Consider the following 26,543-nt stretch of genomic DNA (forward strand, 5'->3'; position numbering starts at 1 on the left):
CTGCTTATCTTGCCATAACCGCTGTTTATATCACTATTGTGTCATCTCTACACTTTGTTTATACATTTGGTTATATCTAAACGGTGAGACATATATTCATTTTCGTGTGATGAGTCGGCATGGTTATGCATATTGGGCTTGTATTGTCATGGCATAGATTGCTCCGAAAACGCTGTGTCGCTGAGTTGAGCGCGTCGAATGACGCGCTACGTAGAAGGGAAAATTACATGAATATGCCGAATACCACGCTGGCAATGATCAGAACAATCCCACCCCCAAGACGAGAAGATATTTGAGCGTAGGAGAGTAAGTTCATCCGGTTAGAGGCCGCCAGCACTTCGAGGTCACCGGAACCACCACGGTTCGCCATACACAGACCTGCAGTGATTGATGATTCAACCGGGTAAAAGCCCATCATCCAGCCACCGAGTGCGGCACCAAAAATTGCACCGAATACAATCAGTGCCGCAATGATGACATTAGTGAAAGTTAAGGCATTCATGACTTCACCCAGATCGGTATAAGCAATACCGACACCGACCATCAAAACCCAGAGCAATTGTTTCGAGAAGAAGGAAGAAAGGCGTTTCGCGCCTTCTTTGATTTCCTCGGAACAAAGACCAGCACCGTTGATAATCGCAACAATAATAACCATGTAAGCGAATGTATGAATTTTGATATCGCCAAATCCGGGAAGAATATGTTTGGATAGTGAGACAGATAACGTATAAACACAGGCCGCAAGCATCAGGCCGATAGCGATTTCGCGTGCTGTAATCGTTGGAGTGTTCACGACTTCATCGACATTGAATTTTGATTTACGTAGTAGCTCGCCATTCCCTGTTAAGGCAGGGATTTTATCACCAATACCATTTAACACCGCTGCTGCAATAATAGCGACGATATTGGCAATGGTCAGAATCGCAATTGCAACCGAATAATATTGCTCTTTTGAACCGCCAGTGACGGATTCATAAATTTCAGACAGGGGAATCGCACCGGCACCATTACCACCGCCCATGATTGGGAGGACATACAGCATCATAATCCGATCGACGGGAATACCGAAGAGCAACCCCCCCAGAATACCAAGAATCGATGCGCCTGCCACTGCTGCCAGAATGGTTGGAATATAACCGACCAAGGAACGTAGCAGGAGTCTTCGATTCACTGCCAGAATCGAACCGGTAATCAGTACTGCGATAAAGAGATCGAGAAAATCGGTCTTTTTCATAACCTGAGTCACAACAGTAATTTCTTTCTGGGTCAGTAACCCCATGTGGACAAGCCAAGCTGCGACAAGGAAAATCATCACTGGCGCACCACCAATATATTTATTAAATATCGGTAGACGTTTACCGAATTCACCGAATATTGCACCGACGACGAACATAAAACAGAAACCGCCGACAATATTGTTAGGTAGTGTATCTGTTATGTGTGCTGTCAAAACCACAAGAAAGAGTAGGGCAAAAAGATGGAATGGTATGCCGAATATTTTTATTTGTGACAGAAGCGACTGAGCGCTGGGGGCGTCACTTGTTATTCGTAACGTTTTTTCATTCATAATCAATTTCCGTAGGTTGATGTTCAATTTAACAATTTAGATAAAAAAGTGATCCATAATTGTGAAAAAGTTCATTGAATGAAGTGACGTTAAAAACGTCAATGGCGTTAATGGTTTTTATTATTTTTTGTTTTTTAAAAACAAGAGGATAAGTAATTAAGTTCATTAAATTCATAAAGAGTTTTTAAGCTCGCATATAAAGTGATTCATATCATTATTTTATGAATATAAACACCGCAAACTATGTCGTGATGAATTTAGTTACAGAGGCAGTACGTCATGCTAGACGAGATATCCTTTTCTCGAGTTCCGATTACCAATCGCTATAAAATAGGAAAAATTCAAACCTTTTTAGCACGTAACGGGTTGGACATTGATGATGATATAGAATACTTCGTTATCGGAAAATGTATCACTGGACAAATACTCGCGTGTGGGGCGATAGCCGGAAAAGTTTTAAAGTCGATTGCCATTGAAAAAACATGCCGTGGTAGCGGATTATCTCTGACGCTGATGACTGAATTAACAAATTTCGCTTATGAGTTAGGACGCTATAATTTATTTCTGTTTACTAAACCTCAAAATTTTAATCTATTTCGCCAATCTGGTTTTTTCCCGCTTGCCCAAGTCGATGATGCCATGATTCTCATGGAAAATAGTCCGAATCGGTTTCAATCTTATTGTCAGCAACTCAAACTCATGAAAGTTGCCGGTGATCGTATCGGTGGCATGGTCATGAATGCCAATCCATTCACTCTGGGGCACCAATATCTGGTGGAAAAAGCCTGTGCCGAATGCGACTGGGTTCATCTGTTCGTGGTTCGGGAAGAGGGGAAAGATTTTTCTTATCTTGAACGACTGAATATGATTCGAGCCGGCACGCAACACCTGAAAAATATCACCATCCATCCAGGCTCAGATTATATGATCTCCAGAGCTACATTCCCGACTTACTTCATCAAAGATCAACAGAAAATCAATGAGTGTCATGCAGCGCTGGATTTACAGCTATTTCGTGATGGTATCGTTCCGGCTTTAGGGATTACCCACCGATACGTCGGTACTGAACCGCTCTGTCCGGTCACCAATCATTATAACGAGGCCATGCACTACTGGTTGGCATCATCGATTTTCCGACCCAATCGCATTCAAATTGTCGAAGTGCCCAGAAAGTCTGTCGATGGTGAACCTGTCTCTGCGTCCAGAGTCCGGCGATTATTATCTCAGCAAAATAATGAACAGGTTGCGAAGCTGGTACCGAAAACGACCTACACAATCCTATTGCGTGATGACGTTCCGTCTGACAGGCCAAAGTCTGTTGCAGCCTGAACGGCATCCCCTATAAAAATTTCAACTTAGAAAGGCCAATCCCATGGAAATTAAACAACCAGCGTTTGCCGGAACTCTGGAGTCCAGCGATCTTCAGGTTCGAATCGCTCCGAATCATGAAGGTGGCATTGTGATTCATCTTGATAGTACGGTTCAGCAACAATTTGGTGAAGTCATCAAACGTGTTGTTCTCGACTCATTACAGCAACTGAAAGTGACGGATGCGATTTTAACCATTGAAGATAAAGGGGCTTTGGATTGTGTGATTCAGGCCCGGGTTCAGGCGGCAGTGATGCGGGCTTGTGGTGTCGAACAGATTGATTGGAGTCTATTGTCATGAGCCAACTACGCAGAAGTATGTTATTTGTCCCGGGTGCGAATGCCGCAATGTTAAGTAACACCTTTATCTACAAACCCGATGCGATCATGTTTGATCTTGAAGATTCGGTCTCATTACGGGAAAAAGACACGGCGCGTATGTTGGTGTTCCGTGCATTACAACATCCGTTATATCAGGATATTGAAACCGTTGTCCGGGTCAATCCGATTGACTCCCGGTTTGGTATGAATGATTTAAATGCCGTGGTGAGAGGGGGCGCTGATGTTGTGCGACTTCCTAAAACCGATACGGCTCACGACGTAACGCTGATGGCGAGCCAAATTGAACAAATCGAGAAAGCTTGCGGCCGTGCTGTCGGGAGCACCAAACTTTTGGCTGCAATTGAAAGTGCCCAAGGGATCAACAATGCCGTCGAAATCGCGCATAGTTCCTCCCGGCTGATTGGTATTGCGCTGGGAGCAGAAGATTATGTGCGTGATTTGAGAACCAACCGCTCACCGGAAGGAACGGAGTTACTATTTGCCCGGTGTAGTATTCTTCAAGCCGCACGAGCGGCTGGGATTATGGCATTTGATACGGTGTATTCGGATGCGAATAATGAAGCAGGATTTCTCCGCGAAGCTGAGCACATCAAACAGCTTGGATTTGATGGCAAATCACTGATTAACCCACGTCAGATCGATCTGCTCCACAATGTCTACGCCCCGACCCAGAAAGAGGTCGATTATGCTTATGCCGTGATTGAAGCGGCTGAAGAAGCAGAACAGCAAGGGCTAGGTGTGGTCTCTCTCAACGGTAAAATGGTCGATAGTCCCATCATTGAACGCGCACGCTGGACATTGCAACGTGCTGAATCCGGTATCAAACAATAGAAGGCAGTGTGTTATGAGTGTCAGTACGTTAAATAATCCCATTTCGCTTGATGAACTGGAAATCCATTCATTAACGCCTTATACAAATGCCAATGCAATCACACCGCATCTGGAACAAGAGCGATTTAAAAAAGGCAGAAAACTGAAGGGTTCACTTGAGCAGGCGATTAAAGCGCTTGGTTTGGCCGATGGAATGACGATTTCTTTTCATCATGCATTTCGTGGCGGCGATAAAACCATCAATGCGGTGATGGATGTCATCGCTAAAATGGGGTTTAAAGATTTGACTTTAGCCTCCAGTTCCCTGACTTCGGTTCATGCCCCGTTAATTGAACATATCCGTAATGGCGTGGTACGTAAAATCTACACCTCCGGGTTACGGGGGGAGCTGGCAGAAGCAATCTCCCGGGGACTACTGAAAGAGCCGGTTCATATTCATTCTCATGGCGGACGGGTTCACTTAGTCCAAAGTGGTGAAATTCATATCGATATTGCCTTTATTGGTGTTCCTTGCAGTGATGAGTTTGGTAATGCGAACGGTATTCAGGGCAAGTCACGCTGTGGTTCTTTAGGTTACGCTCAGATTGATGCGCAATATGCGGATCATGTGGTTATTCTGACCGAATCAATGGTTGATTATCCCAATGCGCCCGCATCCATTCGTCAGGATTGTGTCGATGCAGTGGTTCAAGTCGCAGAGGTGGGGGACCCGGATAAGATTGGCGGTGATGCCACCCGAATGACGACGAACCCGCGTGAATTGTTAATTGCCAAACATGCGGCTGAGGTCATTGAACATTCCGGTTACTTTCAATCTGGTTTCTCCTTGCAAACCGGTTCCGGAGGCGCTTCTCTGGCTGTGACCCGTTTTCTGAAAGATAAGATGATTAAGCATAATATTGTGGCATCTTTCGGTTTGGGTGGCATTACGGCGACCATGGTGGATCTACATGAGCAAGGGTTGATTGAAACATTGCTGGATGTTCAGTGTTTTGATTCGGTGGCCGCTGACTCTTTGTCCCGGAACCCGAATCATCATGAAATCTCCGCCAATGAATACGCGAACCCCTCCTCAAAAGGTGCTGTCGTTGATCGACTGGATGTGGTGATTCTCAGTGCGTTAGAAATTGACATGCAATTCAATGTCAATGTTATTACAGGCTCTGATGGGGTGATTCGTGGTGCCTCCGGTGGTCATTGTGATACTGCCGCAGCAGCGAATTTAACGATTGTCGTTGCCCCTTTGGTGCGCGGAAGGATTCCGACGGTTGTCGAACGGGTGACCAATGTGGTGACACCGGGCGAATCGGTTGACGTATTAGTCACGGATCATGGTATTGCCGTAAACCCAAGACGTGAAGACTTGATCGAACGACTGAATGCGCTTTCAATTCCGGTTTATTCTATCGATGCATTGCAGACTCGGGCTGAATTAATTACCGGTAAGCCTGAGCCGATTCAATTTACTGACAGAACGATTGCCTTTGTGCGTTATCGGGATGGTTCTGTCATTGATGTGATTAAAGAGGTTGCTCAATGACACAGATAGCAGAAGAAACACCGGTTCATTTGTGCGAACTACTCGCATGTAAAGAACAACGTGCAAAAACGCAATTGTCATGGCTGAGAACTTACGGAGTTCCTTTGGTTTCCTTTAGTATCAATATGCCGGGGCCTGTCAAACTGAATTCGATTAGTGAGCAAGTTTTTGCTCAGGGATTAGCGGCACTAGAAGCGATTTGTCATGAGCAGGGCTGGAAAGTGATTGCACAGCAAATTCATCATGAAAAAACGGGGCCAGAAGGCATATTTGCTGTGCAAGGTGTGAGTGCGTCAATACTCAAAAAGCAGATGATGCACATTGAGAGAACTCATCCGCTCGGTCGATTGATGGATTTGGATGTCATTGATAAACAAGGTAAAAGTATTAGCCGTAAAGCATATCAGATCGGGCGAAGGAAATGCTTGATCTGTCAGGAAGATGCGGTCATCTGTGCTCGTTCCCGTCGACATCCGCTTCAGGAGCTGTTGACGAAGATAGAGGAAATGGCTCATGCCGAAGAGTGCAGTCATTAATTTGCTGTTTGACAAAGGTCAGCATCTCTTTGAGACTGAAAATATCGATGTGTTACCGCGTCACATCCAAGATGCGTTTCCTCTCGATCAATTTGTCGGTCATCTCGCTTATCATGCCATGATGCTTGAGGTGCATCTGACACCGAAACCCGGGTTGGTTGATACGGCGAATCAAGGGGCTCACCATGATATGGATCTGGCATTGTTTGTTCGCAGTGCGGAAGTGCTTGCGCCATACATGGTTAGTTTTGTGCGGGCTGGTTGGTTGTACCATCACCAACCGCTCTCGTCTCTTTTAGCACAACTGCGGCCCATTGGTATTGATGCTGAAGTTGCCATGTTTCAGGCAACATCAGGTATCAATACCCATAAAGGTATGATCTTTTCCATGGGACTTATTTGTGGTGTGGTTGGCTGGCTGAAAGCCAATCAGCAGGCGGTGAGTGCTCAGGCCATCAGTGCAGCGGTAAGCCAGTGTTGCCAACACCTTGTTTTCGATGAACTTCGGCAAATCAAACGCCGGGTTCCGATGACACAAGGAGAAAAACTCTATCAACAATATGGCGTGACCGGTGCAAGAGGTGAAGCCGCTTCAGGGTTTGAGACGATCATCAATCATGCGTTGCCGGTCTATCAGTCGACGATTGCGCAAGGTGTCTCAACCGAGCAAGCCTTGTGGCAGACATTGCTGGTTCTGATCGCGCACAATCAGGATACCAATTTACTTTCCCGCGGGGGAATGGCCGGGTTGGTGTATGTGCAGCAGTATGCGTCTAATCTACTGGCGTCAGGTGGTATTGCCCGTCCGGATATCGAAATGGCATTAAATCAGTTTGACCGTTGTCTGATCGAACGACATCTCAGCCCGGGAGGCAGCGCTGATTTACTGGCTGTGACTTGGCTGATTGCTGAACTGGAGCAAGTTTTTGTCCCGACGGATTAAGGAAATATTGACCTTGCCTCGGCAGCGGTTGCACTGACGAGAGTGAGTGCCGATAAAATTTGGTGGTCCTTTTCTTCGGTAGGTCACAGGCGCTACCGAAGTTTTTTTATGTATATTTTTTATGTATAGATGGATCATTATTTGGGAAAGATAATCATCACCATGATACGACACAGCAATGGAACGTATTTTGTCAGGTATGCATCCAGAATCGGTTCTGGTGACTGACATAACACGTCCCATGCGAATGAGTTGAATGAGCCGTTTACTGTTTACCTAAATCAAAATATTTGACCAGATCATCTAACTGTTGAGACACATTATGTAGGTGGCTGCTGGCGTCTGTCAGTTGCTCAGACAGTCTGGTTGTTTCATCCGTCAGCATACTAATGTCTTCGATATTCTCGCCCAACTCAGCCACGACCGATGATTGTTCTTCAGTTGCTGCGGCATTTTGGGTGTTTTGATCATTTAATTGATGAATATGGTGGCTGATTTCCTGAAGTGAGTCACTGGTTGCTGTGGCATGTTCGACTACCAACTGACTTTTATCTTTGCCAAGTTGCATCGCAGAGACGGCACGAGATGACTCATGGCGCAATTTTTCGATAACTTCTTGAATCTCATCGGTCGATGCGGCAGAGCGAGTGGCAAGGTTACGCACTTCATCGGCAACAACGGCAAATCCACGACCCTGTTCACCGGCTCGGGCAGCTTCAATTGCAGCGTTAAGCGCGAGCAGGTTGGTCTGTTCCGATATGCCGCGAATCGTATCCAGTATGGTACTGATATCATCAACCTGATGACTGAGTGATTGAACCACGTCACTGGATTGGTTCAAGGTTTCAGTCAATGCTTCAATCTCTTGCTGTGTCCGCATCACAACCTGATTACTTTCCGATGTCTGTTGAGTGGCCTGATGTGCGGTTTCAGCAGCGCTTGCTGCATTCGACGCGATTTCACTGACGGTACTGCCCATTTCAGTAATGGCCGTCGCGACCTGAATAATCCGTTCGCTCTGACGAGTACAGTTGTTATGAGTCAGGTTGGATTGTTTGGCAACATTCTGTGCGGTTTCTGCCAGCTCTCTGGCGTTACTGGATACATCTTGCATGGAGCGGTGAACTTTCTCGATAAAGCGATTAAAACTTTCAGCAATTTGGCTAATTTCATCCTGACCCGCGAGATTAATTCGTGTATGGAGTGCGAGATTATTGGCTGCATAAGTGATTGAATTTTTAAGAGAGTCAACGCGTTTTCTGAGTTGGATTACGATCCAGGTTGATACCACGATAGAGGCAATCAAACCGAGACTAATCGCAATGATCATCATCAGCTGGGCTTGATTGTATGTATCAATACTCACTTGATTATGTTTTTTGGCTTGTTCTAACAGGGTATCCAGTAATTTGTTCGATGCTTTACGTGTCACATTGTAATAGCCGGCATAGCGAGATTTATAGATTTCTCTGGCACCTTCCAAATCATTTTTACTTAACGCTTCTAATAAGGGTTCAATGGCCTGCGAAATCATCTCCTCATAGTCTTTTTGTAGCTTGAGCGTATTGCTGATCATGTCCGGATCAACTTGGGTGTCAACGGCCAGCTGCATCGCTTGACGCATTTCGGGAATATCTTCCTCATACGCTTCTTTCACCCGGGTCTGAATCCCTTTTTTATCTTTCAGCGAGGTATCTTGCATGAGCATCATATCGATACCGACTCGCATTCTCGGAATCCGAGACGCAGCTTCGGCCATTGCCCGTAAAGGTTCCGCTGTATTGACATAGAGCTGTTCGGATTGATATTGGATATTAGCCATTTTTTGAAGGCTGTTAATACCGACTAAAATCAGTGCGAGACAAGGAATTGCCACAGCAATGACCAGTCGTAATTTTAAGGTAAGACGATTCTGAAACATCTGCATTTCCTACTAGGTAAATCAAGTGGTGGAAAGTCAGTACCCAGAACGTGTTCTACTGTTGTGGTTTACGATTAGTTTCACAACTTGTAAATTTCCGGGCGCGTTCATTTCCAATAGTGATCAATACGGCTGGTTTTATATTGTTCACAATTAGACCAGCTTTTATCTAATTTATTGTTTAATAAAGTAAAAGTGAATAGTTACTAATTTTGCATAAAATCTTCCCTTTATTTTTAATTAGGTTATAAATACCAGTTAGTCAATACCAGAATATTTATCTTTGTTTGTATTTATGTTGAAGAGTATGGATTGATATCCCACTTTTTGCTTATTGACGGAGACGTTTGATAAGAATGAGAGTGAAAGGTGACGGGAAAGTGATGAAAAGGGCGTCGGAAGAGAACAACGGGAGCCGAACACTCCCATTGGTCGTTACCAAGTTTTACCAAACCTTACAGGCGAACCCTTTGAGGTAGAAGCCTTCCGGATAGGCCGAGTCGATCGGATGATCGGCAGCCTGACTAAAACGTTCGATAAATTTAACATTTCGTCCGGCATCCAGCGCTGCATCCGCAATAATTTTCTGAAATAGCATCTGATCCATCAAACCAGAACAGGAGTAGGTGAGTAACGTTCCGCCCGGTCTGAGAATTTGCATCGCGAGCATGTTAATATCTTTATATCCTCTGCAGGCACCGTTGAGTTGGGCTTTTGACTCGGCAAATTTGGGCGGGTCCATAATGACGACATCAAATTGGGTGCCTTGATCGCGGTACTCACGAAGTAATTTAAAGACATCCGCGTTCAGAAATACAGCGCGTTTTTTAGCAATATCGAATTCATTTAACTGGGCGTTTGCCTTGGCTGTATCCAGAGCCGGTTGGGAAACGTCTGCATTGATCACCCGTTTTGCACCGCCCTTGAGCGCGTAGAGACCGAATCCACCCGTGTAAGAGAAGCAGTTTAGCACTTCCTTATCCTGAACGTATTTCATGGCGTGCAAGCGACTGTCCCGTTGATCCAGATAGAAGCCCGTTTTATGACCATTGACGATATCGACACTGATTTTTATCCCATTTTCTTCAATAATGACGGGTGCTGTCGGCATATCACCGTGTAAAACGCCGACCTGTTCTTGTAACCCTTCTTTTTGACGCACAGCAACGTCTGAACGCTCATAAATATGACACTCAGGGAAGCAGGTTCTAAGGGCTTCAACCAGCAGCGGTTTTAAAAAATCAGCGGCGGCACTCAATACCTGACAGACCAGGTAATCGCCATATCGATCAATCGTAATGCCCGGTAAACCATCAGATTCAGCCGCAACAAGGCGATAACCGGTTAATTGACCTTGCTGAATGACGGGCTCTCTAAGCTGTTGTGCCTGACGGATACGCTGGATAAAAAAAGCGGTATCAATCTCCGTGGGTTCGAAGCTCCAGACCCGGGCCCGAATTTGTGATTGTGGAGAAAAGCCTGCTTTCGCCAGCCACTGTCCGTTGTGGCTATAGACATCAACCGTTTGGCCCGAAACCGGCTCACCCTGAATATGATGAATTGCGCGGGAGAAAATCCAAGGATGGCGGCGAAGGAGAGATTTTTCACGCCCTTTGGCGAGATAGATAGCGGCTGTCATAGTTGTATTCTGTAGCTTGAAAAAACGGTATTGTCGGTGATGTGTGGGGGAAAAGCAATGGATTGAAGGCCTCGCGAGAGCAACGCTCCGGTGTTTTAAACGAGGAATCATTGTGCAGAGTGAGCGAGGCATCCCTCACATTCGAGATAAATTTAGATATACTATCTCGATGAGCGAATCTCATTGCTTGATGAGTTTTCTGATGCGAAAGAGGAGGAACCGAAAATGTCACAAAAGAGAGAAATCTTTACCGTGAAAGGTGTTGTTCAAGGGGTCGGTTTTCGTTATTACACCTCGCATCAGGCGTTAAAATTAGGATTGACCGGTTATGCAAAAAACCTACATAACGGGGATGTCGAGGTTGTTGCCTGTGGCGAAACGGATAAACTGGAACGGTTTTATCACTGGCTCCATCAAGGCTCACCGGCCGCGCGTGTTGAAGCGGTAGAGCGGTCAGACTTTCACAGTGAGAAGTCATTTCAAGGATTTTCAATCCATTAATGATGCGGTTGAGGGGCTGAATTTAAGCGGAATATCCACTGCGTTTAAGTGAATCGATTGCTCCTCAACCGTTTAAGGGACGCGCCTTGAGTCTGGTCTCAATATTTACCGACCTGAGTGCGTGATGATGTCGCCGATGTCACAGGCATTTCGCTGGTTTAGGAAGTCCTGCCAATTTCGTTGCCTGTTTGGCAGGCCCTTTGCGAAATAGTTTGAAAAGGTACTTGCTGTTGCCTTTTTCCGGACCATGAGCCTTTTCCATGGCTTTGACCAACATGCGAATGGCCGGAGACGTGTTGTATTGTTCGTAGAACTCTCTCACAAAGTGAATCACTTCTATATGCGCAGCGGTTAACTCAATGCCTTCGGCTTCTGCCAGCAGTGGAATCATCCCTTCCTGCCACTGAGTGTGATCAAGTAAATAACCTTCATTATCAGTTGCTATCATCTGACCATTATATTCAAACATAAATGCTGTGTTGCCTCATTAATTAGAACGCGCTAAGGGTAACGAACTGCTTGCCATGAAACAATCATTGTTTATAGAAAAGGTCTGTGGGAGATATAAAAAAAGCCCGGAGCCGGGCTTTTTCTTTGTTGTATAGAGAAAACCCCCAGCTAGGCTGGGGGTTCCGTAAAGCTTACAGCTATAAGTCAGTTATATAACCCCTTTCAATTTGATAAAAAAGTCTTGTGGTCTGGCAACTACAAGAGTTAATTAAGAATTGAAAGGGGGTCCCAATGGGGGACGAAAAGAGCTTAGCGCACACGCGCTGGAACTGTAAATACCACATAGTCTTTGCACCGAAATATAGAAGGCAAGTGTTCTACGGAGAAAAACGTAGAGCAATAGGTGAAATATTGAGGAAACTATGTGAATGGAAAAATGTGAACATTCTTGAAGCGGAATGTTGCGCGGATCATATCCACATGCTTTTAGAAATACCGCCCAAAATGAGTGTTTCAGGGTTTATGGGGTATTTGAAAGGTAAAAGTAGCCTAATGCTTTATGAACGATTCGGTGATTTGAAGTTTAAATATAGAAATCGAGAATTTTGGTGCCGAGGTTATTATGTAGATACGGTAGGTAAAAATACGAGCAAGATACAAAATTACATCAAGCAGCAACTAGAGCAGGATAAAATGGGAGAGCAATTGTCGATCCCGTATTCAGGTAGCCCGTTTACGGGCCGCAGGAAGTAGTCATATGCAAATGTCAGATCACTACGCGCCTGCTAGGGCGCTGCTAGTAGGAGAGCCTTATAGGCGCATATGAAAAACCACCGGCTATGCCGGTGGATACTTTTTTTCTGTCATGCAAAAAATACGTCAGTCAGAACTTAATCTCTGTTCATGAAGCCCAGAATGCTGAGCAGGCTGATGAACAAGTTATAGATTGAAACATACAGCGTAATGGTTGCAGAGATATAGTTGGTCTCACCACCGCGGACAATCTGCTGTGTAGTCAGCAAGATTGCACCCGTTGAGAACAAGACGAACAGTCCGCTCATTGCCAGATACAGGGCAGGGAGTTGCAGGAAGATGTTCGCAACAAACCCGACGAGCAGGACAACAAAACCAGCCAGTAGCATTCCCGACAGGAATGAAAGGTCACGTTTAGTGGTCAGTGCATAAGCGGAAGCCGCCATAAAGGTCAGGGCTGTACCACCCAGCGCGGTTAAGACTACATCTCCGAGACCGGCACTGATATATGCGTTCAGGATCGGGCCTAGTGTATAACCAAGGAAACCGGTGAACAGGAAGGTGAAAACTAATCCCATACTGTTATCACGGTTCTTCTCAGTAAGGAACAGTAAACCATAGAAGCCGACCAACATAATGATCAACCCCGGAGAGGGAAGATTCATCGCCATAGAAACGCCAGCGACGACAGCAGACCATAACAGCGTCATCCCTAAGAGGGCATAGGTGTTTCTCAACACTTTGTTTGTTTGAAGTGCACCATCTAAAGTCGATGTGCGTGAATACATAGGACGGTTCATACGCTTCCTCGTATAATGATTGTCTATTTCTAATTAAGACTCTATGTGGGGGTAAAAGTTCTAATCTTCAACCCCTCACGGGTATCATGACCTTATCTTAGTCAAAAATGAACTGCAATACCGTGATGAAGTTGTAACACAATTTTTCCGATGAGAAACAAATGTTAACTTCCGAATGGTTTCCTGATGTCAACAAGGCACCCGATGGGCCTTGTTGACAAAGATACGCTTGAACATTAATGCTGCAGAATTTGCGCAAGGAAGTTCTGGGTGCGATCGGAGCGAGGATTGGCAAAGAAATCTTGCGGATTGTTTTCTTCGATAATTTCACCGGCATCCATGAAAATGACGCGATCTGCTACTTCTTTGGCAAACCCCATCTCGTGTGTGACACACAACATGGTCATGCCTTCTTCTGCCAGTTCAACCATGACATCCAGAACCTCTCTGACCATTTCCGGATCCAAAGCCGATGTCGGCTCATCAAACAGCATAATGTGAGGGTTCATACATAATGAGCGAGCAATCGCCACACGTTGTTGCTGCCCCCCGGACAACTGGCCCGGATATTTTTTGGCCTGATTGGGGATCTTGACGCGCTCCAGATATTTCATCGCAAGGGCTTCGGCTTCTTCTTTTGGCATTTTTTTCACCCAGATAGGCGCCAGCGTACAATTTTCCAGCACCGTCAAATGAGGGAAGAGGTTAAAATGCTGAAAGCACATCCCGACCTGACGACGGACGGCTTCGATATCCTTTAAATCTTCAGTGAGTTCATGACCGGCAACGATAATCTGGCCTTTTTGGTGTTCTTCAAGCCGGTTAATACAACGAATCATGGTTGATTTACCGGAACCGGAAGGACCACAAATTACAATCCGTTCTCCTTTAGTCACCTTCAGATTGATGTTCTTTAATACATGGAACTCACCGTACCATTTATTCATATCCTTAATTTGGATCACGGCTTCTTTATTTTGAGTATTTTGTAGCGTCATAATACGTTCCTTGAAATTTTTATCGTTTGTGACCCGTGTGTAGTTTGTTTTCCAGCCAGATCGAATATCTCGACATGCCAAAACAAAAGACCCAGAACACTAACGCAACAAAGGCATAACTTTCAGTCGAAAAACCAAGCCAGTTCGGGTCGGTATTTGCTGCTTGACCGATCCCAAGCACATCAAACATCCCGATAATCAGTACCAGACTGGTATCTTTAAATAGGTCGATGAAGGTATTCACAATCGAAGGGATGGTAATTTTCAGTGCCTGAGGCAGAATGATCAATCCCATCTTTTTGGAGTAGCTTAGTCCGAGTGAGTCTGCAGCTTCGTATTGCCCTTTAGGGATGGCTTGTAAACCGCCCCGGATGACTTCGGCAATATAGGCTGCACTGAAGAGTATTACACCGATCAGTGCCCGGACTAACTTGTCACTATCTGCGCCGTCAGCCATGAATAACGGTAGCATGACCGAGGCCATAAACAACACGGTGATCAGCGGGACTCCACGCCATACTTCAATATAAACGGTGCATAAGCTACGAATGATGGGCATATGAGAACGTCGCCCGAGCGCCAGCAGCACACCAATGGGTAAGGATGCGACAATGCCGACCAAAGCGAGCACAAGCGTGATCAGAAGGCCGCCCCATTTGTAAGTTTCAACCACAGGTAAACCAAACCATTCGCCATGGAGCAAACCGGTCATCAAGAGTGGATAAACAGTCAATGTAAACAGCGCTAACCAGCCACGTTTCGGGGTCTTCGGATAAGCCAGCAGGGCAACTAAAATTGCCAATGTGGCATAGAATAATTGGGGGCGCCACAGTTCACTTTCCGGATAAAATCCAAACATAAACTGATTAAAGCGAACGTAAATCAACACCCAACAAGCCCCTTGCTTTGAACAAGCATCACGGCTTTCTCCGATCCAATCGGCTTTAATCAGAGCCCAGTCAATGAGGTGGTACAGTCCGGTAAATGCAAAGTAAGCAAGAATCAGCGTCAGCACGGAATTGAAGACATTACTGAATAAGTGCTTGCGCATCCAGACGATCGGACCGTTGGTATTGGACGGTGGCGGCAGATCCGGTTGAAATTGATGTACTTTCATCTTATCTCTCCACCAAAGCAACTTTACGGTTATATGTGTTCATTAAAAATGAAGTGACCAGACTGATTGTCAGATAAACGGCCATTGTCATCGAAATGACTTCGATCGCTTGTCCGGTCTGGTTTAGGGTCGTTCCGGCGAACACATTGAAGAGGTCCGGATAACCAATCGCAACAGCGAGTGAAGAGTTTTTGGTTAAGTTGAGATACTGGCTGGTTAATGGTGGGATAATAATGCGCATTGCCTGAGGAATAATAACTAATTTAAGGGTTCTCCGGCGAGACAGGCCTAATGACATTGCCGCTTCAGTCTGACCATGACTGACGGCATTAATCCCGGAGCGAACAATTTCGGCAATAAATGCTGCTGTATAGATGCTAAGAGCAACCAGCAGAGCTACGAATTCAGGAATAATTTCAATCCCGCCCTGAAAATTAAACCGTTGCAGAACCGGATATTCCGCTGAGATTGGCATCCCGGTCAAGAAGTAGGTGATAACTGGCAGACCGATAATCAGGCCGAGTGCAATACTCAGTGTCGGTGTTTGTTGCCCTGTCACTTTTTGGCGATTGTTGGCCCAGATTTTCACGCAGATTGTGGCGATCACACCGAGAATCAAAACCGCCAATACCAAGCCGCTTCCTGAGGCAAAAATGGGTTTCGGGATAAATAAACCACTGACGTTAATAAAAACGGCATCTCCGATAGATAGGCTTTGTCTTTTTCCGGGTAAGGCCTGTAAGACCGAAAAATACCAGAAGAGAATTTGTAACAGCAGCGGAATATTCCGAAAGGTTTCGACATAGATGGCTGCAAAGCGACTCACGAGCCAGTTTGACGACAAACGAGCGATCCCAAGAATAAACCCCAGTACTGTCGCCAAAACGATGCCAATAAATGACACATATAATGTATTCAGGAGTCCGACAACAAAGGTTCTGCCATATGTATCGGTTTCGTTGTAGTCGATTAAAGACTGGCTGATGCCAAACCCTGCCGGTTGATCCATAAAATCAAACCCGGTGGTGATGTTGCGAGACTCTAGATTGGTCAGGGCATTATTAACAATCGTGTAGATGAAAAAGACCAGTGCCAAGATAGCAATTATCTGAAAGACGACTGACCGAAATGTAGGATTATAGAATAAGTGTGTCACTTTTTTGGGGGCAGATGTGTTGCCTGTTGAGGACACCGCGTTATTTTCAGGCTTCATACAACAATAACCTCAAGTCCATTTCCGATAAAGGGCGGATTAAACCGCCCGTTTTTTTAATCTCATGATTAACGGATTGGTGGGGCATACATGAAGCCGCCCGCATTCCATAGTGCATTGACACCACGGGCAATTTTAAGTGGAGAACCTGAACCGACAGAGCGTTCAAATATTTCGTCATAGTTTCCGACTTGCTTGACGATCTGATAACCCCAATCATCACGAATTCCGAGACCGGAACCTTTGGGGCCATCTAAGCCGAGAATACGTGTAATGTTGGCATCGGTTGATTTCTTCATTTGCTCAACATTTTTCGATGTGATGCCGTATTCTTCGGCATTGACCAGAGCAAATAGCGTCCATTTTGCAACGTTAAACCACTTGTCATCATCTTGGCGGACAACCGGGCCGAGTGGTTCTTTAGAAATAATTTCCGGAAGCACAACAGCAGAGCTTGGATCTTGGAGGTTGACACGTAGCGCATAAAGTTGAGACTGATCCGATGTCAGTACATCACATCGGCCAGCATCAAAACCTTTAGCGGTTTGAGCTGATGTATCAAAGACAACCGGTTTATAAGACATGCCATTTTTGCGGAAATAGTCAGCAAGATTCAGCTCCGTTGTGGTTCCTGACTGAATACAGACAGAAGCACCATCAAGCTCTTTGGCACTTTTGACACCGAGATTCTTTTTGACCATGAATCCCTGTCCGTCATAATATGTAACGCCGACAAAATTGAGACCTAAAGCGGTATCGCGTTGCAATGTCCAGGTTGTATTACGGGAGAGAACGTCGATTTCACCGGATTGTAGTGCAGTGAAACGCTCTTTTGCAGTTAATGGTACAAATTTGACTTTGGTTTTATCACCGAGCACTGCTGCGGCCAATGCCCGACAATATTCAACATCAATGCCTTCCCATTCTCCTTTCGCATTTGGGTTGGAGAACCCCGGAAGCCCGGTACTAACACCACAGGTTACAACGCCATTTGAGAGTACTTTATCAAGAGTGCTCTCTGCTGCTGAAGCAGACTGGGCTGCAACCATTGCAGCGGATGCAATAGTAATTGAAGCAAGAATTTTGAGTGTGTTTGCCATGAGTCTGTATCCTTCCAGTATGAATCACGCAATGTGAGCAGGGATTCCTGACACAAGTAATTCATTTTGCCTTTATTTGTTCTGACGGTTGAAACCGCTATTTGTCCAGAGCGCCATTTCATTTCCAGTCACAATCGTCTGTAAGCGTAGGTAGGGATTAGGTTTTTCTCAAATTTCTGACAAAAAGAATTATAGTATAATCACAAACCCAGCCTGCATTTAGCATGGCGAATTGTTATTTAAATGTAAATAGTGCAGTCAGGTTCAATGATAGTGCAATTGTGTATACATACATTTTTTGAATAGTTTTTCGACTTTTTGTTTTTGTTTATTGTTATTATTTAGAATTTTAATCCAAGTATGGATGTTAATTTAATCAATAATTTCCATATTGTGCTTTGGTTAGATAACAGTTGCACTTTTTTGGTTCGTGTGATTTGTTATAGTTGTTAATATAAGGTTGCAAATGTTATGCGATATTTTCCGCTGTTTATGGATTTAAGTGAAAGAGCTGTCTTGGTTGTTGGAGGAGGAGAAGTTGCAAGTCGGAAAACTGAAGCTTTGGTTAAAGCCGGTGCGCAGGTCACTATCTTGTCTCCTGAGCTTTCCGAATCTCTTCTGCGATTATGGCACGATGATGTGATTCACTGGATTCAGCAGCGCTATGATAGTGCATTTCTGACCCGCAATTATGTGCAGGTTTGGGCGACGACGGATCATGCTGCGTTGAATCATCAGATTCATGCGGATGCTAAATTACTCGGATTATTAGTCAATGTGGTTGATGATCAACCCTATTGTGATTTTATTACGCCAGCCATGATTGACCGAGGGCTAATTCAAGTGGCCATTTCAAGTGGTGGGTCTTCCCCGGTATTGGTACGTAATATTCGTGAGTCCGTTGAAGCGATTTTAGCGCAGAATTTACGTGTTCTGGCGCAATTTTGCGGTGAAAAACGAGAGCATCTGAAAGCAAACCGACCGGATGTCAATGCCCGCCGTCGCTTTTGGCAGTCTTTTCTGGCAGACCCGATGGTGAAAGAGACGCAGGAGCGGACAATTTTAGAACATCGTTATCAACATTATCTTGCGATGCCGGAATTGGATGTCCGGGAAGTGGTGTGGGTGATTTGTGATACCGATGTGGAGTTACTGCCGATGAAGGCAGTGCGTTTTATGCAGCAATCTGAACAAGTGCTTTATCATCGGGATATCCCTGCGGCGGGGCTTGATTTATGTCGTCGTGATGCAGAAAGAGCCGTGTTTGCCAGCCGGGCTGAATTACAAGATTTACTTACGCGAGCCCGGGAAGAAACACACGCTCTTTGTATCATGGTCACCGCGACTGATTTTCAGGCTGTTGCCGATCTGAAAATGAAGGGGGAGCGTCAATTTGGCTGTGGTGTTTATCAGAGTGAATAAACAGGAATAAAGCCGTCATCACGAATCCACTAATAATTGAATACGCTTGTGCTATACTGCGCCGCTACTAACAGATGAGAGTTATTTCCTATGAGTTTAAAAGATCAAACCCAGCAATTGAACAATCGATTGGACAAATGTAAACATAAGCTGGAGGCGGCTAAATCTCGCGGAGATAATGAGATGATTACCCAGTTTACGGATGAGATTGATGCGTTGAATAAACAGCTCAACTCATTGAAAAGTAAGCAAGAGTACGATCTAAATAAAGAGCGTAAAAGATTATCTGATTTACCTTTTTCCCGGGAAATTACCCGCGAGGAACAAGCGGATATCGGTAAGCTGAAAAAATCAGTCAAAGGGCTTGTTATTGTTCACCCGACAACCAAATTGGGCAAGGCGATGCGTCTTGAGGCCATGACAGGTTTTGCACCGCGTCAGTTCTGATTCGCGACAGTCCTGTTAAGCGTCTCTGTGATGAGTAAGCTGCGATAATAGTCTGACTGACAAATCAGGGCTCGTGATTATCGAGCCCTTGATGATTTTGGTCGTAGTGTTTAGTCTCTGAAATTGTTGAATTGAAACGGCTGACCAAAATCTTCTCCGCGGATAAAAGCAATCACACTTTGTAGGTCATCGCGTTTTTTACCGGTTACACGAATTTTATCGCCTTGGATTGCAACCTGAACTTTCAGCTTCTGGTCTTTAATGCTTTTGACTATTTTTTTGGCCAGCAGCGTCTCGATTCCCTGTTTGAATAATACATCCTGATGCCAGAGTTTACCCGACTGACTGGCTTTTTGTGTCTCCATCGCGTTACCGTCAACTTCGCGTTTTGCCAGATTGCTCCGCAAAATATCACGCATCTGTTTGAGCTGGAAGTCACCTTCTGCTGACAGTGTGACGATGTCATCTTTGAGTTCAAAACTGGCTTCAACATTTCTGAAGTCAAAGCGGGTTGATAGTTCACGGTTGGCATTATCAACAGCATTTTTTAATTCAACAGTGTCAATTTCTGACACCATGTCAAAAGAAGGCATAGGCCTGCTCCTTGTCTTTATCGTTTGTCGTTATTTCTGTCGTGTATCGCTGCGTTCAGTTGAGAGAGCATCAGCTCGGTATCTGACCAGCTCAGACATGGATCGGTAATCGACATGCCGTATTTCAATTGATCCGGTGAAGCAATCGGCTGATGGCCTTCTTCAATGAAACTCTCGGCCATCACGCCGGCAATTTGATCACTTCCCCGGCGAATTTGCTGACAAATATCTTCAGCCACACTTAATTGAAGTTTATGCTGTTTTTGGCAGTTCGCATGGCTGAAATCGATGACCACCCGGGGAGACAGATGGTGTGATTCTAATTGAGCGCAAGCCTGTTGAACAGACTTACTGTCAAAGTTCGGCCCGTTTTCACCGCCACGAAGAATGACATGTCCATCCGGATTGCCACTGGTGCGATAAACCGTCATGCGACCTTGTCGATCCGGGGAGTAGAAATAATGAGATGCCTGAGCGGCTCTGATCGCATCAACTGCTACTTTTACGTTACCGTTGGTGGCATTTTTGAAACCGACAGGACAGGAGAGTGCCGAAGCCATTTCCCGGTGAATTTGAGATTCGGTGGTTCTCGCACCGATGGCTCCCCAAGAGATGAGATCGGCAATATACTGACCGGTAATCATATCCAAAAATTCAGTCGCGGTCGGTAATCCAAGTTGATTGATTGCCAGTAAAACCTCCCGGGCTTTACTCAATCCTTCTTCGAGTGCATAACGGCCATCCAGATACGGATCGGTGATTAATCCTTTCCAGCCGACGACGGTTCTCGGTTTTTCAAAATAGGTCCGCATGACGATCAACAGATTATCAGCATACCGCTCGCGAAGGACGTTTAAGCGTTTTGCGTAATCCAGTGCCGCTTCCGGATCATGAATTGAGCATGGTCCGGTAATGACTAACAGTCGATGATCTCTGCCGTGTAAGATGGCTTCAATTGCTTGACGACTTTGTGAGATATGCTGGCCAACGGCAGCACTCACAGGAGACTGGGTTCGCAACTGCTCGGGGGTAGGCATATGCCCTAAAGGTTCTGTTCTTAATTCATCGGTTTTCATGGTTTGATTCTATTCCAGTTCGTTAGATGTAAGCTCAATCGGTTCAATCGCGACTATCTTGCTACGGTTGAGTACCACCTTCCAGCGATAGTAAATTGGCTCATCAACATGATTATCCTGTTTGATAATGAGATTAAACAGGTGGCGCTTTTCAACTTTTTCACGACTGACCTGACCGTTGTTCAGGCGATAAATCCGATAAGTATCTTTATCGAAAAGTCGTGTAATTTCACGAAAGTCAAAATAGATAGTTTCACGTGTTTCTTCGTAACCGCTCATAAAGCGTGACGTTGACATTTCCGTTTCGGAACGGTAACAGATGACTTGCTCTTCCCGCTGTACGATCCGCTTCTTACGGATGCGCTGAATCCGGTCAGGAAGGTTGCTAATCGTTTGGTAATTCAACCACTCATATTTTTGCCCAATCTGGTTGCCCGTACTGGGGTCATAGTAACGTCTTTTCCACTTCGGTTTTCCCTTACGGAGCCAGCGCCAGAGCATATCTTTCAAATCATCTTTAAATATTTCTCTCAATGCATATATAAAAGACATGGCAATAATAAATGAAGCCGTAATTTCTCCCCAGTAATCCCGGGCAAAAATAACCATCATGGTGACAAACAGCATCACAAAACCGGTCGCAATCCCTTTCACGGCCCGCCGAATGTTATTACCGAGCGATATGGTTGTTTCCTTAAGAATGACCGGATGTTCAATCAGGCGGCGTAACAAACGCATTTTGTTACTGATCCGGGTGATATCCTGAGTCGCTTGCGCTGAATTATAGTGATGCAGTGCACGATGGGCCTGTTCTTTTTCGGCCAAAATAATCAGACGGTCCTTGATCGTTTTGTACTCACTGTCCCGGGTTAAGTGCGCCACCAGAGAGAGAAATTTTTGTTCGGTATACCAAGAGAGATAATTATCGATATTGGTGTAATACCGTTTGAGTGTTTCTTCATAAGGAATGGTGCGTCTGAGTCTGCGAAGGATATCCAGCGTCAATTCGACAACGTTATCAATTTCGATTTCAGTGACGTTGTCACTATCGTGCAGGAGATTACCCACTGCATTGTCGAGTGCCATGACATACTGGTAAGCGAACAAACTCAAACTGATTCGATATTGAGTGGATGACAATCTGCCTCGCTGAGCGAGACGGCTGTGAATCAACGGCAGGAGATGTTTGTCACTGTAATAAGCGCGTTTTTGGGTCAGACAATTATAATAGAGCTCTGTCTCAGGCATCAGATCCTGATTGAGCCCGATTTCTCCCGGGACGAACAGATACATTTCCAGACTGGAAAGCTTACTCTGTGACATTGTATGGGATATTTTCAACGTAATCGCATCATGCTTGCTAACCTTGATCAAATCTGTCCTCCGGTAAACGCACTTGTATATCTGAATCACCGCAAAAGACGTAAATCCTGACGTTGACTGAGTATATATTTGTAAATGGTAGAGAAAGGATATCAGAGTTCGCGTATAATCTCTGCAAATTTGATATGAGACCTATTTGATGATTAAAATTGGACAAATCAATCAGCTAGAGATTTTGCGGGAAACTGATTTTGGGGTGTTTCTCGATGCAAAAGATTATGGCACGGTGATGTTGCCGAAGAAGCTGATGCGTCAGCCGGTTGAAATCGGTGTATCGGTGGATGTGTTTTTATATTTCGATTCTGACAGTCAGCTCGCTGCGACAACGGAAACACCGATTGCTTGTGTTGGTGAATGGGGCATGATGAAAGTGGTTGGCGTCAATCAAACCGGTGCTTTTGTCAATTGGGGGATTCATGAAAAAGATCTCTTGATTCCTTTCAGTGAGCAGCGCGGGCGGCTCACGGCTGAGCAATCTATTCTGGTTTATGTCTATACGGATAAAGCGTCCGGACGGATTGTCGGGACGACAAAGTTCAATAAATGGCTGGATAAAACACCGGCACATTACACACCTAACCAGAAGGTTGATCTATTGGTCGCAGAGCGTTCAGCTTTGGGATACAAAGTGATTATCAATGAGCAACATTGGGGAATGCTGTTTCAGTCAGATGTTTTTGGCAAAGTATTTGTCGGCAAGCGACTGAAAGGATTTGTGAAACAAGTTCGCGAAGATGGCAAAATTGATGTGTCTCTGCAAAAGTTAGGGGTCGCCAAACTTGATGAACTGAGCGGTAAGATTGTTGAGCAACTGCGTCAGAAAGGTGGTTTTCTGCCGCTGGGCGATAAATCTTCTCCAGATGCTATTTTTAATGCCTTTCGTACCAGTAAAGGGACCTATAAAAAAACGATTGGTCAGTTGTATAAGCAAGGTATCATCACGATTGAAAGTGATGGCATCCGATTATTGAATGATCCGAAATAAACTCACTTTGCTGTAATCTGCATCGTATACAAAAAGCCCGAAACCAGTGGTATGGTTTCGGGCTTTTTCAATGCTTAAAAGTGACAATCAATGGCAGAGATTAAAATAAATTACCGTCTCTCACCAGTTCTCTTGGCAAGCCATTTTTAATCCGGTTACCGACCCATTTCCCGAGTCCAAGGAACACGCCCTGATATTGAATCAGGACTTCGCCTTGGCCAACGTCAGCCTGCTCCGGACGAATATCTTTGCCCATAAACCACTGGCGAGCTTCTTCCAGCGAGAGTTCAATCGCTTTGGTTTCGTGGCCGGATGTCAGAGCGGTGACAACCTGGTGCTGCCAGCGATAGCCTTTTTTGTGTGCTTCAGCCAGTTTGATTCCCATGCGGGAGAATTTAAACTGACCAATCATCGGCTCCAGAGCCTGTGGAAACAACCACACTTCATTATCGCGTAGCCAGATTTGGCTGTGTGCCGGTAAATCGATATCCAATGACTGCTTCAATGCCTGACTGATCGTATTCTGCTGATTTAGGTTCGCTTTACTGAAAGGGAACTTGCCGAGTCGTTTCTTGACTTGTGGCGAGGGGACAGAAGAGGTTTTGCGAATCCGTGCTACGAAGAAACCTTCACAGTCATAAATTTGTGGGAAAATATGTAAGAAGCCTTCTTCAGTTAATGCCAGTTCGGCCTGCGGGAACAGTGATGCTAGAGATTCAAATGTGACGCTGTCACCAAAAGTTTGTTGCAAGTAATGACAAACATCCTGATTTTCCTCTCGACTCAATGTACAGGTTGAGTAGACTAGGATTCCCCCTGGTTTTAAAGCATAAAACGCGCTTTCAATTAGTGCTTTTTGTGTCTCAGCAATCGCTGCAATAGAGGCCGGACTCCAGTTTTTCATTGCATCCGGGTCTTTGCGAATCGTACCTTCACCGGAGCATGGTGCATCAATTAATACCGCATCAAACTGTTCGGGAAGCCACTCACCGAAAACCCGACCGTCAAACGTTGTCAGGGCACTGTTTCTGACGCCACAGCGTTCAATATTTGAGTAAAGTGCTTTGGTCCGACTGGCTGAGAACTCATTGGCAACGATAATCCCTTCATTATTCATCAGGGCCGCAATCTGGGTCGTTTTTGATCCCGGTGCTGCCGCCATATCTAACACCGCTTCAAAAGCGGTGTCCTGTTGATGAAATAATGCACTGACCGGCATCATTGAGCTGGCTTCCTGAATATAAAATAAGCCGGTCATATGCTCGAAAGTATTGCCTATCGGTGTGGTGAAATCTTCCGGTTCAACCCAAAATCCCTCCGGACACCAAGGAATCGGGGTCAGACGCCAGCCATTATCGTTGGCACGCTGACAAAAATCGGAGACCGATATTTTCAAGGTATTGACGCGAATACTCTTGCGCAGCGGGCGCTGACAGGCGGCAATAAAATCATCCATCGACAGTTGAGACGGCAGTATCTGTTCGATCGTCCGCAGAAATTCATCCGGCAAATCAATATTCGTGTGCAAAATAACTCTCTCAGTTTAACGTTCAATTGCAGGGAAGCGCTGCATTATATACACAAGTGATATCAAGATACATAATCAGCGCTCGCCTCGTCAGTTTTATCCTCAGTTTCCGCAGATTTAACCCGCTGGGGAACGCTTGATTGGTGGGGGATGATGTCTTTGGATATGGATGTATTTGCATCAATGCAACATGAATGTTAGTTTTTGCTTGTGTTATCAATCATTCAGCGATAAAACGACTCGTTTTAAAGCAATTTTCATCGTAATGATTGGATCGATTGCATGATATGGAAAGATGTATGGAACTTGAACAGTATCGGCTTTTAACTAAGCAGGCCGTGACATTGATTGGTTCTGAAACCAATCTGGTCGCTAACTTGGCAAATTTGTCAGCACTTCTTCATATGGAAATGACCGACATTAACTGGGTTGGATTTTATTTGTTAGAGGGTGATGAACTCGTCCTGGGGCCATTTCAAGGTAAACCGGCTTGTATTCGGATTCCTGTCGGTCGTGGGGTCTGTGGCACTGCGATTGAAACAAATTGCGTTCAGCGGATTGATGATGTGCATTCATTTGAAGGACATATCGCCTGTGATGCTGACAGCCGCTCCGAGTTGGTGATTCCATTTTCGGTGGACGGTCAATTGCGTGGCGTATTGGATATTGATAGTCCAAGCCAGGGGCGATTCTCTGAAGTCGACGAACAAGGTTTGACAGAAATGATGAATCAGGTAGAAAAGCTGTTTAATTCACAGACTAACGAGACATTATTTATAGTCTGACGGTGGTTTTTCCGATTCAGAACACTATAATACCCGAACATTGATATCTTCATGTCTTACGGAATGAAACCGTAGTAACCAGGAACCCACATGGAAAACACTGAAAAGTTAAAAAACAGCAAAGAAGTCATTGCATATATTGCTGAATGTTTCCCAAAATGCTTCACACTAGAAGGTGAAGCTCAGCCACTGAAAATTGGTATTTTTCAAGATCTTGTTCAACGTTTGGAAGGTGATCCGAAGGTGAGTAAAACTCAGCTTCGTGCAGCGTTAAGACAATACACCTCTTCATGGCGTTATCTGCATGGAGTAAAACCCGGTGCCGAACGAGTTGACTTAGATGGGAATCCATGTGGTACATTAGAGCAAGAACATGTCGAACATGCCCAGAATACACTAGCCGAAAGTAAGGCAAAAGTTCAGGCGCGACGCAAAGAAAAACAGCAACAAGAAAAGAATAATGCACAGCCTAAAACTAGGAAGCCAAATCCTAAGGCAAAAACTGCAAAACGTGCTCAGGAAAAAACTGTACAAGCCCGGGCATTGAATCCTGATGAACTGAGTGTAGGTCGTCAGGTCAAAGTCAACATGGGTAAAGGCAACATGGCTGCGACCATTGTTGAGATCAATAAGGAAGATGTGCGTGTACAGCTTGGAAATGGCCTGCAAATGGTCATTAAAGCGGAGCACTTAAGCGCATAAAGG

The 26,543-nt window shown here is 45.1% G+C and carries 26 protein-coding genes; 13 read left to right on the forward strand and 13 right to left on the reverse strand.

The genetic code is table 11. The features are described from left to right. Positions 1 to 223: 223 nt before the first annotated feature. The gene (gene citS, locus OCV37_RS07165; RefSeq protein WP_038178426.1) at positions 224 to 1,567 is read right to left on the reverse strand and encodes a citrate/sodium symporter CitS; all 1,344 of its coding nucleotides are present in this window, start codon (positions 1,565 to 1,567) and stop codon (positions 224 to 226) included. A gap of 279 nt (positions 1,568 to 1,846) precedes the next feature. Between citS and citC the strand changes: the two genes are divergently transcribed. The 6 genes from citC to citG are packed head-to-tail and all read left to right on the forward strand — an operon-like array spanning position 1,847 to position 7,127. Continuing rightward, on the forward strand, positions 1,847 to 2,896 hold the full coding sequence (citC, locus tag OCV37_RS07170) for a [citrate (pro-3S)-lyase] ligase (protein ID WP_038178427.1): 1,050 nt from the start codon (positions 1,847 to 1,849) through the stop codon (positions 2,894 to 2,896). Between the two features lie 43 nt (positions 2,897 to 2,939). Then, positions 2,940 to 3,236, forward strand: coding sequence for a citrate lyase acyl carrier protein (gene citD / locus OCV37_RS07175; protein ID WP_038178428.1), 297 nt, complete (start codon positions 2,940 to 2,942; stop codon positions 3,234 to 3,236). Beyond that, entirely contained in the window at positions 3,233 to 4,108 is an 876-nt protein-coding gene (gene citE / locus OCV37_RS07180; protein ID WP_038178429.1) for a citrate (pro-3S)-lyase subunit beta, read from the forward strand. Before citD ends, citE begins: the two co-directional genes overlap by 4 nt. 13 nt (positions 4,109 to 4,121) lie before the next feature. Then, a complete protein-coding gene (gene citF, locus OCV37_RS07185; RefSeq protein WP_038178430.1) occupies positions 4,122 to 5,648 on the forward strand; it encodes a citrate lyase subunit alpha in 1,527 nt (508 codons plus the stop codon). Further along, entirely contained in the window at positions 5,645 to 6,184 is a 540-nt protein-coding gene (gene citX / locus OCV37_RS07190; RefSeq protein ID WP_038178431.1) for a citrate lyase holo-[acyl-carrier protein] synthase, read from the forward strand. The genes citF and citX overlap by 4 nt, the downstream gene beginning before the upstream one ends. Further along, positions 6,162 to 7,127 (forward strand): triphosphoribosyl-dephospho-CoA synthase CitG, encoded by a 966-nt coding sequence (citG, locus tag OCV37_RS07195; RefSeq protein ID WP_038178432.1) that lies wholly within the window; start codon positions 6,162 to 6,164, stop codon positions 7,125 to 7,127. Before citX ends, citG begins: the two co-directional genes overlap by 23 nt. Before the next feature lie 265 nt (positions 7,128 to 7,392). On the opposite strand, the gene OCV37_RS07200 is transcribed toward citG, so the two are convergent. Together OCV37_RS07200 and OCV37_RS07205 are read right to left on the reverse strand one after the other, a co-directional pair. Then, positions 7,393 to 9,048, reverse strand: coding sequence for a methyl-accepting chemotaxis protein (locus OCV37_RS07200; protein ID WP_038178433.1), 1,656 nt, complete (start codon positions 9,046 to 9,048; stop codon positions 7,393 to 7,395). 445 nt (positions 9,049 to 9,493) lie between these two features. Continuing rightward, positions 9,494 to 10,687 (reverse strand): class I SAM-dependent methyltransferase, encoded by a 1,194-nt coding sequence (locus tag OCV37_RS07205; RefSeq protein WP_038178434.1) that lies wholly within the window; start codon positions 10,685 to 10,687, stop codon positions 9,494 to 9,496. Positions 10,688 to 10,912: 225 nt separating this feature from the next. Between OCV37_RS07205 and yccX the strand changes: the two genes are divergently transcribed. After that, positions 10,913 to 11,188 carry an acylphosphatase gene (gene yccX / locus OCV37_RS07210; protein ID WP_038178455.1) on the forward strand — a complete coding sequence of 92 codons (276 nt, stop codon included), beginning with the start codon at positions 10,913 to 10,915 and terminating at the stop codon, positions 11,186 to 11,188. A 139-nt stretch (positions 11,189 to 11,327) separates the two neighbouring features. On the opposite strand, the gene OCV37_RS07215 is transcribed toward yccX, so the two are convergent. Further along, positions 11,328 to 11,657 (reverse strand): TusE/DsrC/DsvC family sulfur relay protein, encoded by a 330-nt coding sequence (locus OCV37_RS07215; RefSeq protein WP_038178435.1) that lies wholly within the window; start codon positions 11,655 to 11,657, stop codon positions 11,328 to 11,330. Between the two features lie 272 nt (positions 11,658 to 11,929). On the opposite strand from OCV37_RS07215, the gene tnpA reads away from it, so the two are divergent. Further along, a complete protein-coding gene (gene tnpA, locus OCV37_RS07220) occupies positions 11,930 to 12,391 on the forward strand; it encodes an IS200/IS605 family transposase (protein ID WP_261855926.1) in 462 nt (153 codons plus the stop codon). A gap of 137 nt (positions 12,392 to 12,528) precedes the next feature. On the opposite strand, the gene OCV37_RS07225 is transcribed toward tnpA, so the two are convergent. The 5 genes from OCV37_RS07225 to OCV37_RS07245 form a co-directional block, all read right to left on the reverse strand. After that, on the reverse strand, positions 12,529 to 13,191 hold the full coding sequence (locus OCV37_RS07225; protein ID WP_038179403.1) for a Bax inhibitor-1/YccA family protein: 663 nt from the start codon (positions 13,189 to 13,191) through the stop codon (positions 12,529 to 12,531). Positions 13,192 to 13,427: 236 nt separating this feature from the next. Next, entirely contained in the window at positions 13,428 to 14,189 is a 762-nt protein-coding gene (locus OCV37_RS07230; RefSeq protein ID WP_038179401.1) for an amino acid ABC transporter ATP-binding protein, read from the reverse strand. A gap of 19 nt (positions 14,190 to 14,208) precedes the next feature. Next, positions 14,209 to 15,306 (reverse strand): amino acid ABC transporter permease, encoded by a 1,098-nt coding sequence (locus OCV37_RS07235; protein WP_038179400.1) that lies wholly within the window; start codon positions 15,304 to 15,306, stop codon positions 14,209 to 14,211. Position 15,307: 1 nt separating this feature from the next. Continuing rightward, a complete protein-coding gene (locus OCV37_RS07240; RefSeq protein WP_038179398.1) occupies positions 15,308 to 16,519 on the reverse strand; it encodes an amino acid ABC transporter permease in 1,212 nt (403 codons plus the stop codon). 68 nt (positions 16,520 to 16,587) lie between these two features. Then, a complete protein-coding gene (locus OCV37_RS07245) occupies positions 16,588 to 17,619 on the reverse strand; it encodes an amino acid ABC transporter substrate-binding protein (RefSeq protein ID WP_038179396.1) in 1,032 nt (343 codons plus the stop codon). Between the two features lie 471 nt (positions 17,620 to 18,090). Between OCV37_RS07245 and OCV37_RS07250 the strand changes: the two genes are divergently transcribed. Next, entirely contained in the window at positions 18,091 to 19,041 is a 951-nt protein-coding gene (locus OCV37_RS07250) for a siroheme synthase (RefSeq protein ID WP_038179394.1), read from the forward strand. Between the two features lie 90 nt (positions 19,042 to 19,131). After that, positions 19,132 to 19,488 carry a YibL family ribosome-associated protein gene (locus tag OCV37_RS07255; protein ID WP_038179392.1) on the forward strand — a complete coding sequence of 119 codons (357 nt, stop codon included), beginning with the start codon at positions 19,132 to 19,134 and terminating at the stop codon, positions 19,486 to 19,488. A 110-nt stretch (positions 19,489 to 19,598) separates the two neighbouring features. On the opposite strand, the gene OCV37_RS07260 is transcribed toward OCV37_RS07255, so the two are convergent. The 3 genes from OCV37_RS07260 to OCV37_RS07270 are packed head-to-tail and all read right to left on the reverse strand — an operon-like array spanning position 19,599 to position 22,531. Next, positions 19,599 to 20,081: a YajQ family cyclic di-GMP-binding protein gene (locus OCV37_RS07260; RefSeq protein WP_038179391.1), complete on the reverse strand. Its 483-nt coding sequence runs from the start codon at positions 20,079 to 20,081 to the stop codon at positions 19,599 to 19,601. 17 nt (positions 20,082 to 20,098) lie between these two features. Then, positions 20,099 to 21,157 (reverse strand): 3-deoxy-7-phosphoheptulonate synthase, encoded by a 1,059-nt coding sequence (locus OCV37_RS07265; protein WP_038179390.1) that lies wholly within the window; start codon positions 21,155 to 21,157, stop codon positions 20,099 to 20,101. 9 nt (positions 21,158 to 21,166) lie between these two features. Beyond that, positions 21,167 to 22,531: a hypothetical protein gene (locus OCV37_RS07270; RefSeq protein WP_038179389.1), complete on the reverse strand. Its 1,365-nt coding sequence runs from the start codon at positions 22,529 to 22,531 to the stop codon at positions 21,167 to 21,169. A gap of 148 nt (positions 22,532 to 22,679) precedes the next feature. Here OCV37_RS07270 and OCV37_RS07275 point away from each other — a divergent pair, with 148 nt between their 5' ends. Continuing rightward, a complete protein-coding gene (locus OCV37_RS07275) occupies positions 22,680 to 23,525 on the forward strand; it encodes a CvfB family protein (RefSeq protein WP_038179388.1) in 846 nt (281 codons plus the stop codon). 100 nt (positions 23,526 to 23,625) lie between these two features. Here OCV37_RS07275 and rsmF read toward each other — a convergent pair whose 3' ends face one another. Continuing rightward, positions 23,626 to 25,053, reverse strand: coding sequence for a 16S rRNA (cytosine(1407)-C(5))-methyltransferase RsmF (rsmF, locus tag OCV37_RS07280; protein WP_038179387.1), 1,428 nt, complete (start codon positions 25,051 to 25,053; stop codon positions 23,626 to 23,628). Between the two features lie 299 nt (positions 25,054 to 25,352). Between rsmF and OCV37_RS07285 the strand changes: the two genes are divergently transcribed. Further along, positions 25,353 to 25,838: a GAF domain-containing protein gene (locus OCV37_RS07285; protein ID WP_038179386.1), complete on the forward strand. Its 486-nt coding sequence runs from the start codon at positions 25,353 to 25,355 to the stop codon at positions 25,836 to 25,838. Between the two features lie 90 nt (positions 25,839 to 25,928). Beyond that, a complete protein-coding gene (gene proQ, locus OCV37_RS07290; protein ID WP_038179385.1) occupies positions 25,929 to 26,540 on the forward strand; it encodes an RNA chaperone ProQ in 612 nt (203 codons plus the stop codon). Positions 26,541 to 26,543 lie beyond the last annotated feature (3 nt).

This window comes from Vibrio rhizosphaerae (assembly GCF_024347095.1).
Lineage (GTDB): Bacteria > Pseudomonadota > Gammaproteobacteria > Enterobacterales > Vibrionaceae > Vibrio > Vibrio rhizosphaerae.

What these genes read in the sequence shown, in the direction of transcription:
- citS (WP_038178426.1), bottom strand. Translation starts at nt 1,567, where the DNA reads ATGAATGAAAAAACGTTACGAATAACAAGTGACGCCCCCAGCGCTCAG.
- citC (WP_038178427.1), top strand. Translation starts at nt 1,847, where the DNA reads ATGCTAGACGAGATATCCTTTTCTCGAGTTCCGATTACCAATCGCTAT.
- citD (WP_038178428.1), top strand. Translation starts at nt 2,940, where the DNA reads ATGGAAATTAAACAACCAGCGTTTGCCGGAACTCTGGAGTCCAGCGAT.
- citE (WP_038178429.1), top strand. Translation starts at nt 3,233, where the DNA reads ATGAGCCAACTACGCAGAAGTATGTTATTTGTCCCGGGTGCGAATGCC.
- citF (WP_038178430.1), top strand. Translation starts at nt 4,122, where the DNA reads ATGAGTGTCAGTACGTTAAATAATCCCATTTCGCTTGATGAACTGGAA.
- citX (WP_038178431.1), top strand. Translation starts at nt 5,645, where the DNA reads ATGACACAGATAGCAGAAGAAACACCGGTTCATTTGTGCGAACTACTC.
- citG (WP_038178432.1), top strand. Translation starts at nt 6,162, where the DNA reads ATGCCGAAGAGTGCAGTCATTAATTTGCTGTTTGACAAAGGTCAGCAT.
- OCV37_RS07200 (WP_038178433.1), bottom strand. Translation starts at nt 9,048, where the DNA reads ATGTTTCAGAATCGTCTTACCTTAAAATTACGACTGGTCATTGCTGTG.
- OCV37_RS07205 (WP_038178434.1), bottom strand. Translation starts at nt 10,687, where the DNA reads ATGACAGCCGCTATCTATCTCGCCAAAGGGCGTGAAAAATCTCTCCTT.
- yccX (WP_038178455.1), top strand. Translation starts at nt 10,913, where the DNA reads ATGTCACAAAAGAGAGAAATCTTTACCGTGAAAGGTGTTGTTCAAGGG.
- OCV37_RS07215 (WP_038178435.1), bottom strand. Translation starts at nt 11,657, where the DNA reads ATGTTTGAATATAATGGTCAGATGATAGCAACTGATAATGAAGGTTAT.
- tnpA (WP_261855926.1), top strand. Translation starts at nt 11,930, where the DNA reads ATGGGGGACGAAAAGAGCTTAGCGCACACGCGCTGGAACTGTAAATAC.
- OCV37_RS07225 (WP_038179403.1), bottom strand. Translation starts at nt 13,191, where the DNA reads ATGAACCGTCCTATGTATTCACGCACATCGACTTTAGATGGTGCACTT.
- OCV37_RS07230 (WP_038179401.1), bottom strand. Translation starts at nt 14,189, where the DNA reads ATGACGCTACAAAATACTCAAAATAAAGAAGCCGTGATCCAAATTAAG.
- OCV37_RS07235 (WP_038179400.1), bottom strand. Translation starts at nt 15,306, where the DNA reads ATGAAAGTACATCAATTTCAACCGGATCTGCCGCCACCGTCCAATACC.
- OCV37_RS07240 (WP_038179398.1), bottom strand. Translation starts at nt 16,519, where the DNA reads ATGAAGCCTGAAAATAACGCGGTGTCCTCAACAGGCAACACATCTGCC.
- OCV37_RS07245 (WP_038179396.1), bottom strand. Translation starts at nt 17,619, where the DNA reads ATGGCAAACACACTCAAAATTCTTGCTTCAATTACTATTGCATCCGCT.
- OCV37_RS07250 (WP_038179394.1), top strand. Translation starts at nt 18,091, where the DNA reads ATGCGATATTTTCCGCTGTTTATGGATTTAAGTGAAAGAGCTGTCTTG.
- OCV37_RS07255 (WP_038179392.1), top strand. Translation starts at nt 19,132, where the DNA reads ATGAGTTTAAAAGATCAAACCCAGCAATTGAACAATCGATTGGACAAA.
- OCV37_RS07260 (WP_038179391.1), bottom strand. Translation starts at nt 20,081, where the DNA reads ATGCCTTCTTTTGACATGGTGTCAGAAATTGACACTGTTGAATTAAAA.
- OCV37_RS07265 (WP_038179390.1), bottom strand. Translation starts at nt 21,157, where the DNA reads ATGAAAACCGATGAATTAAGAACAGAACCTTTAGGGCATATGCCTACC.
- OCV37_RS07275 (WP_038179388.1), top strand. Translation starts at nt 22,680, where the DNA reads ATGATTAAAATTGGACAAATCAATCAGCTAGAGATTTTGCGGGAAACT.
- OCV37_RS07285 (WP_038179386.1), top strand. Translation starts at nt 25,353, where the DNA reads ATGGAACTTGAACAGTATCGGCTTTTAACTAAGCAGGCCGTGACATTG.
- proQ (WP_038179385.1), top strand. Translation starts at nt 25,929, where the DNA reads ATGGAAAACACTGAAAAGTTAAAAAACAGCAAAGAAGTCATTGCATAT.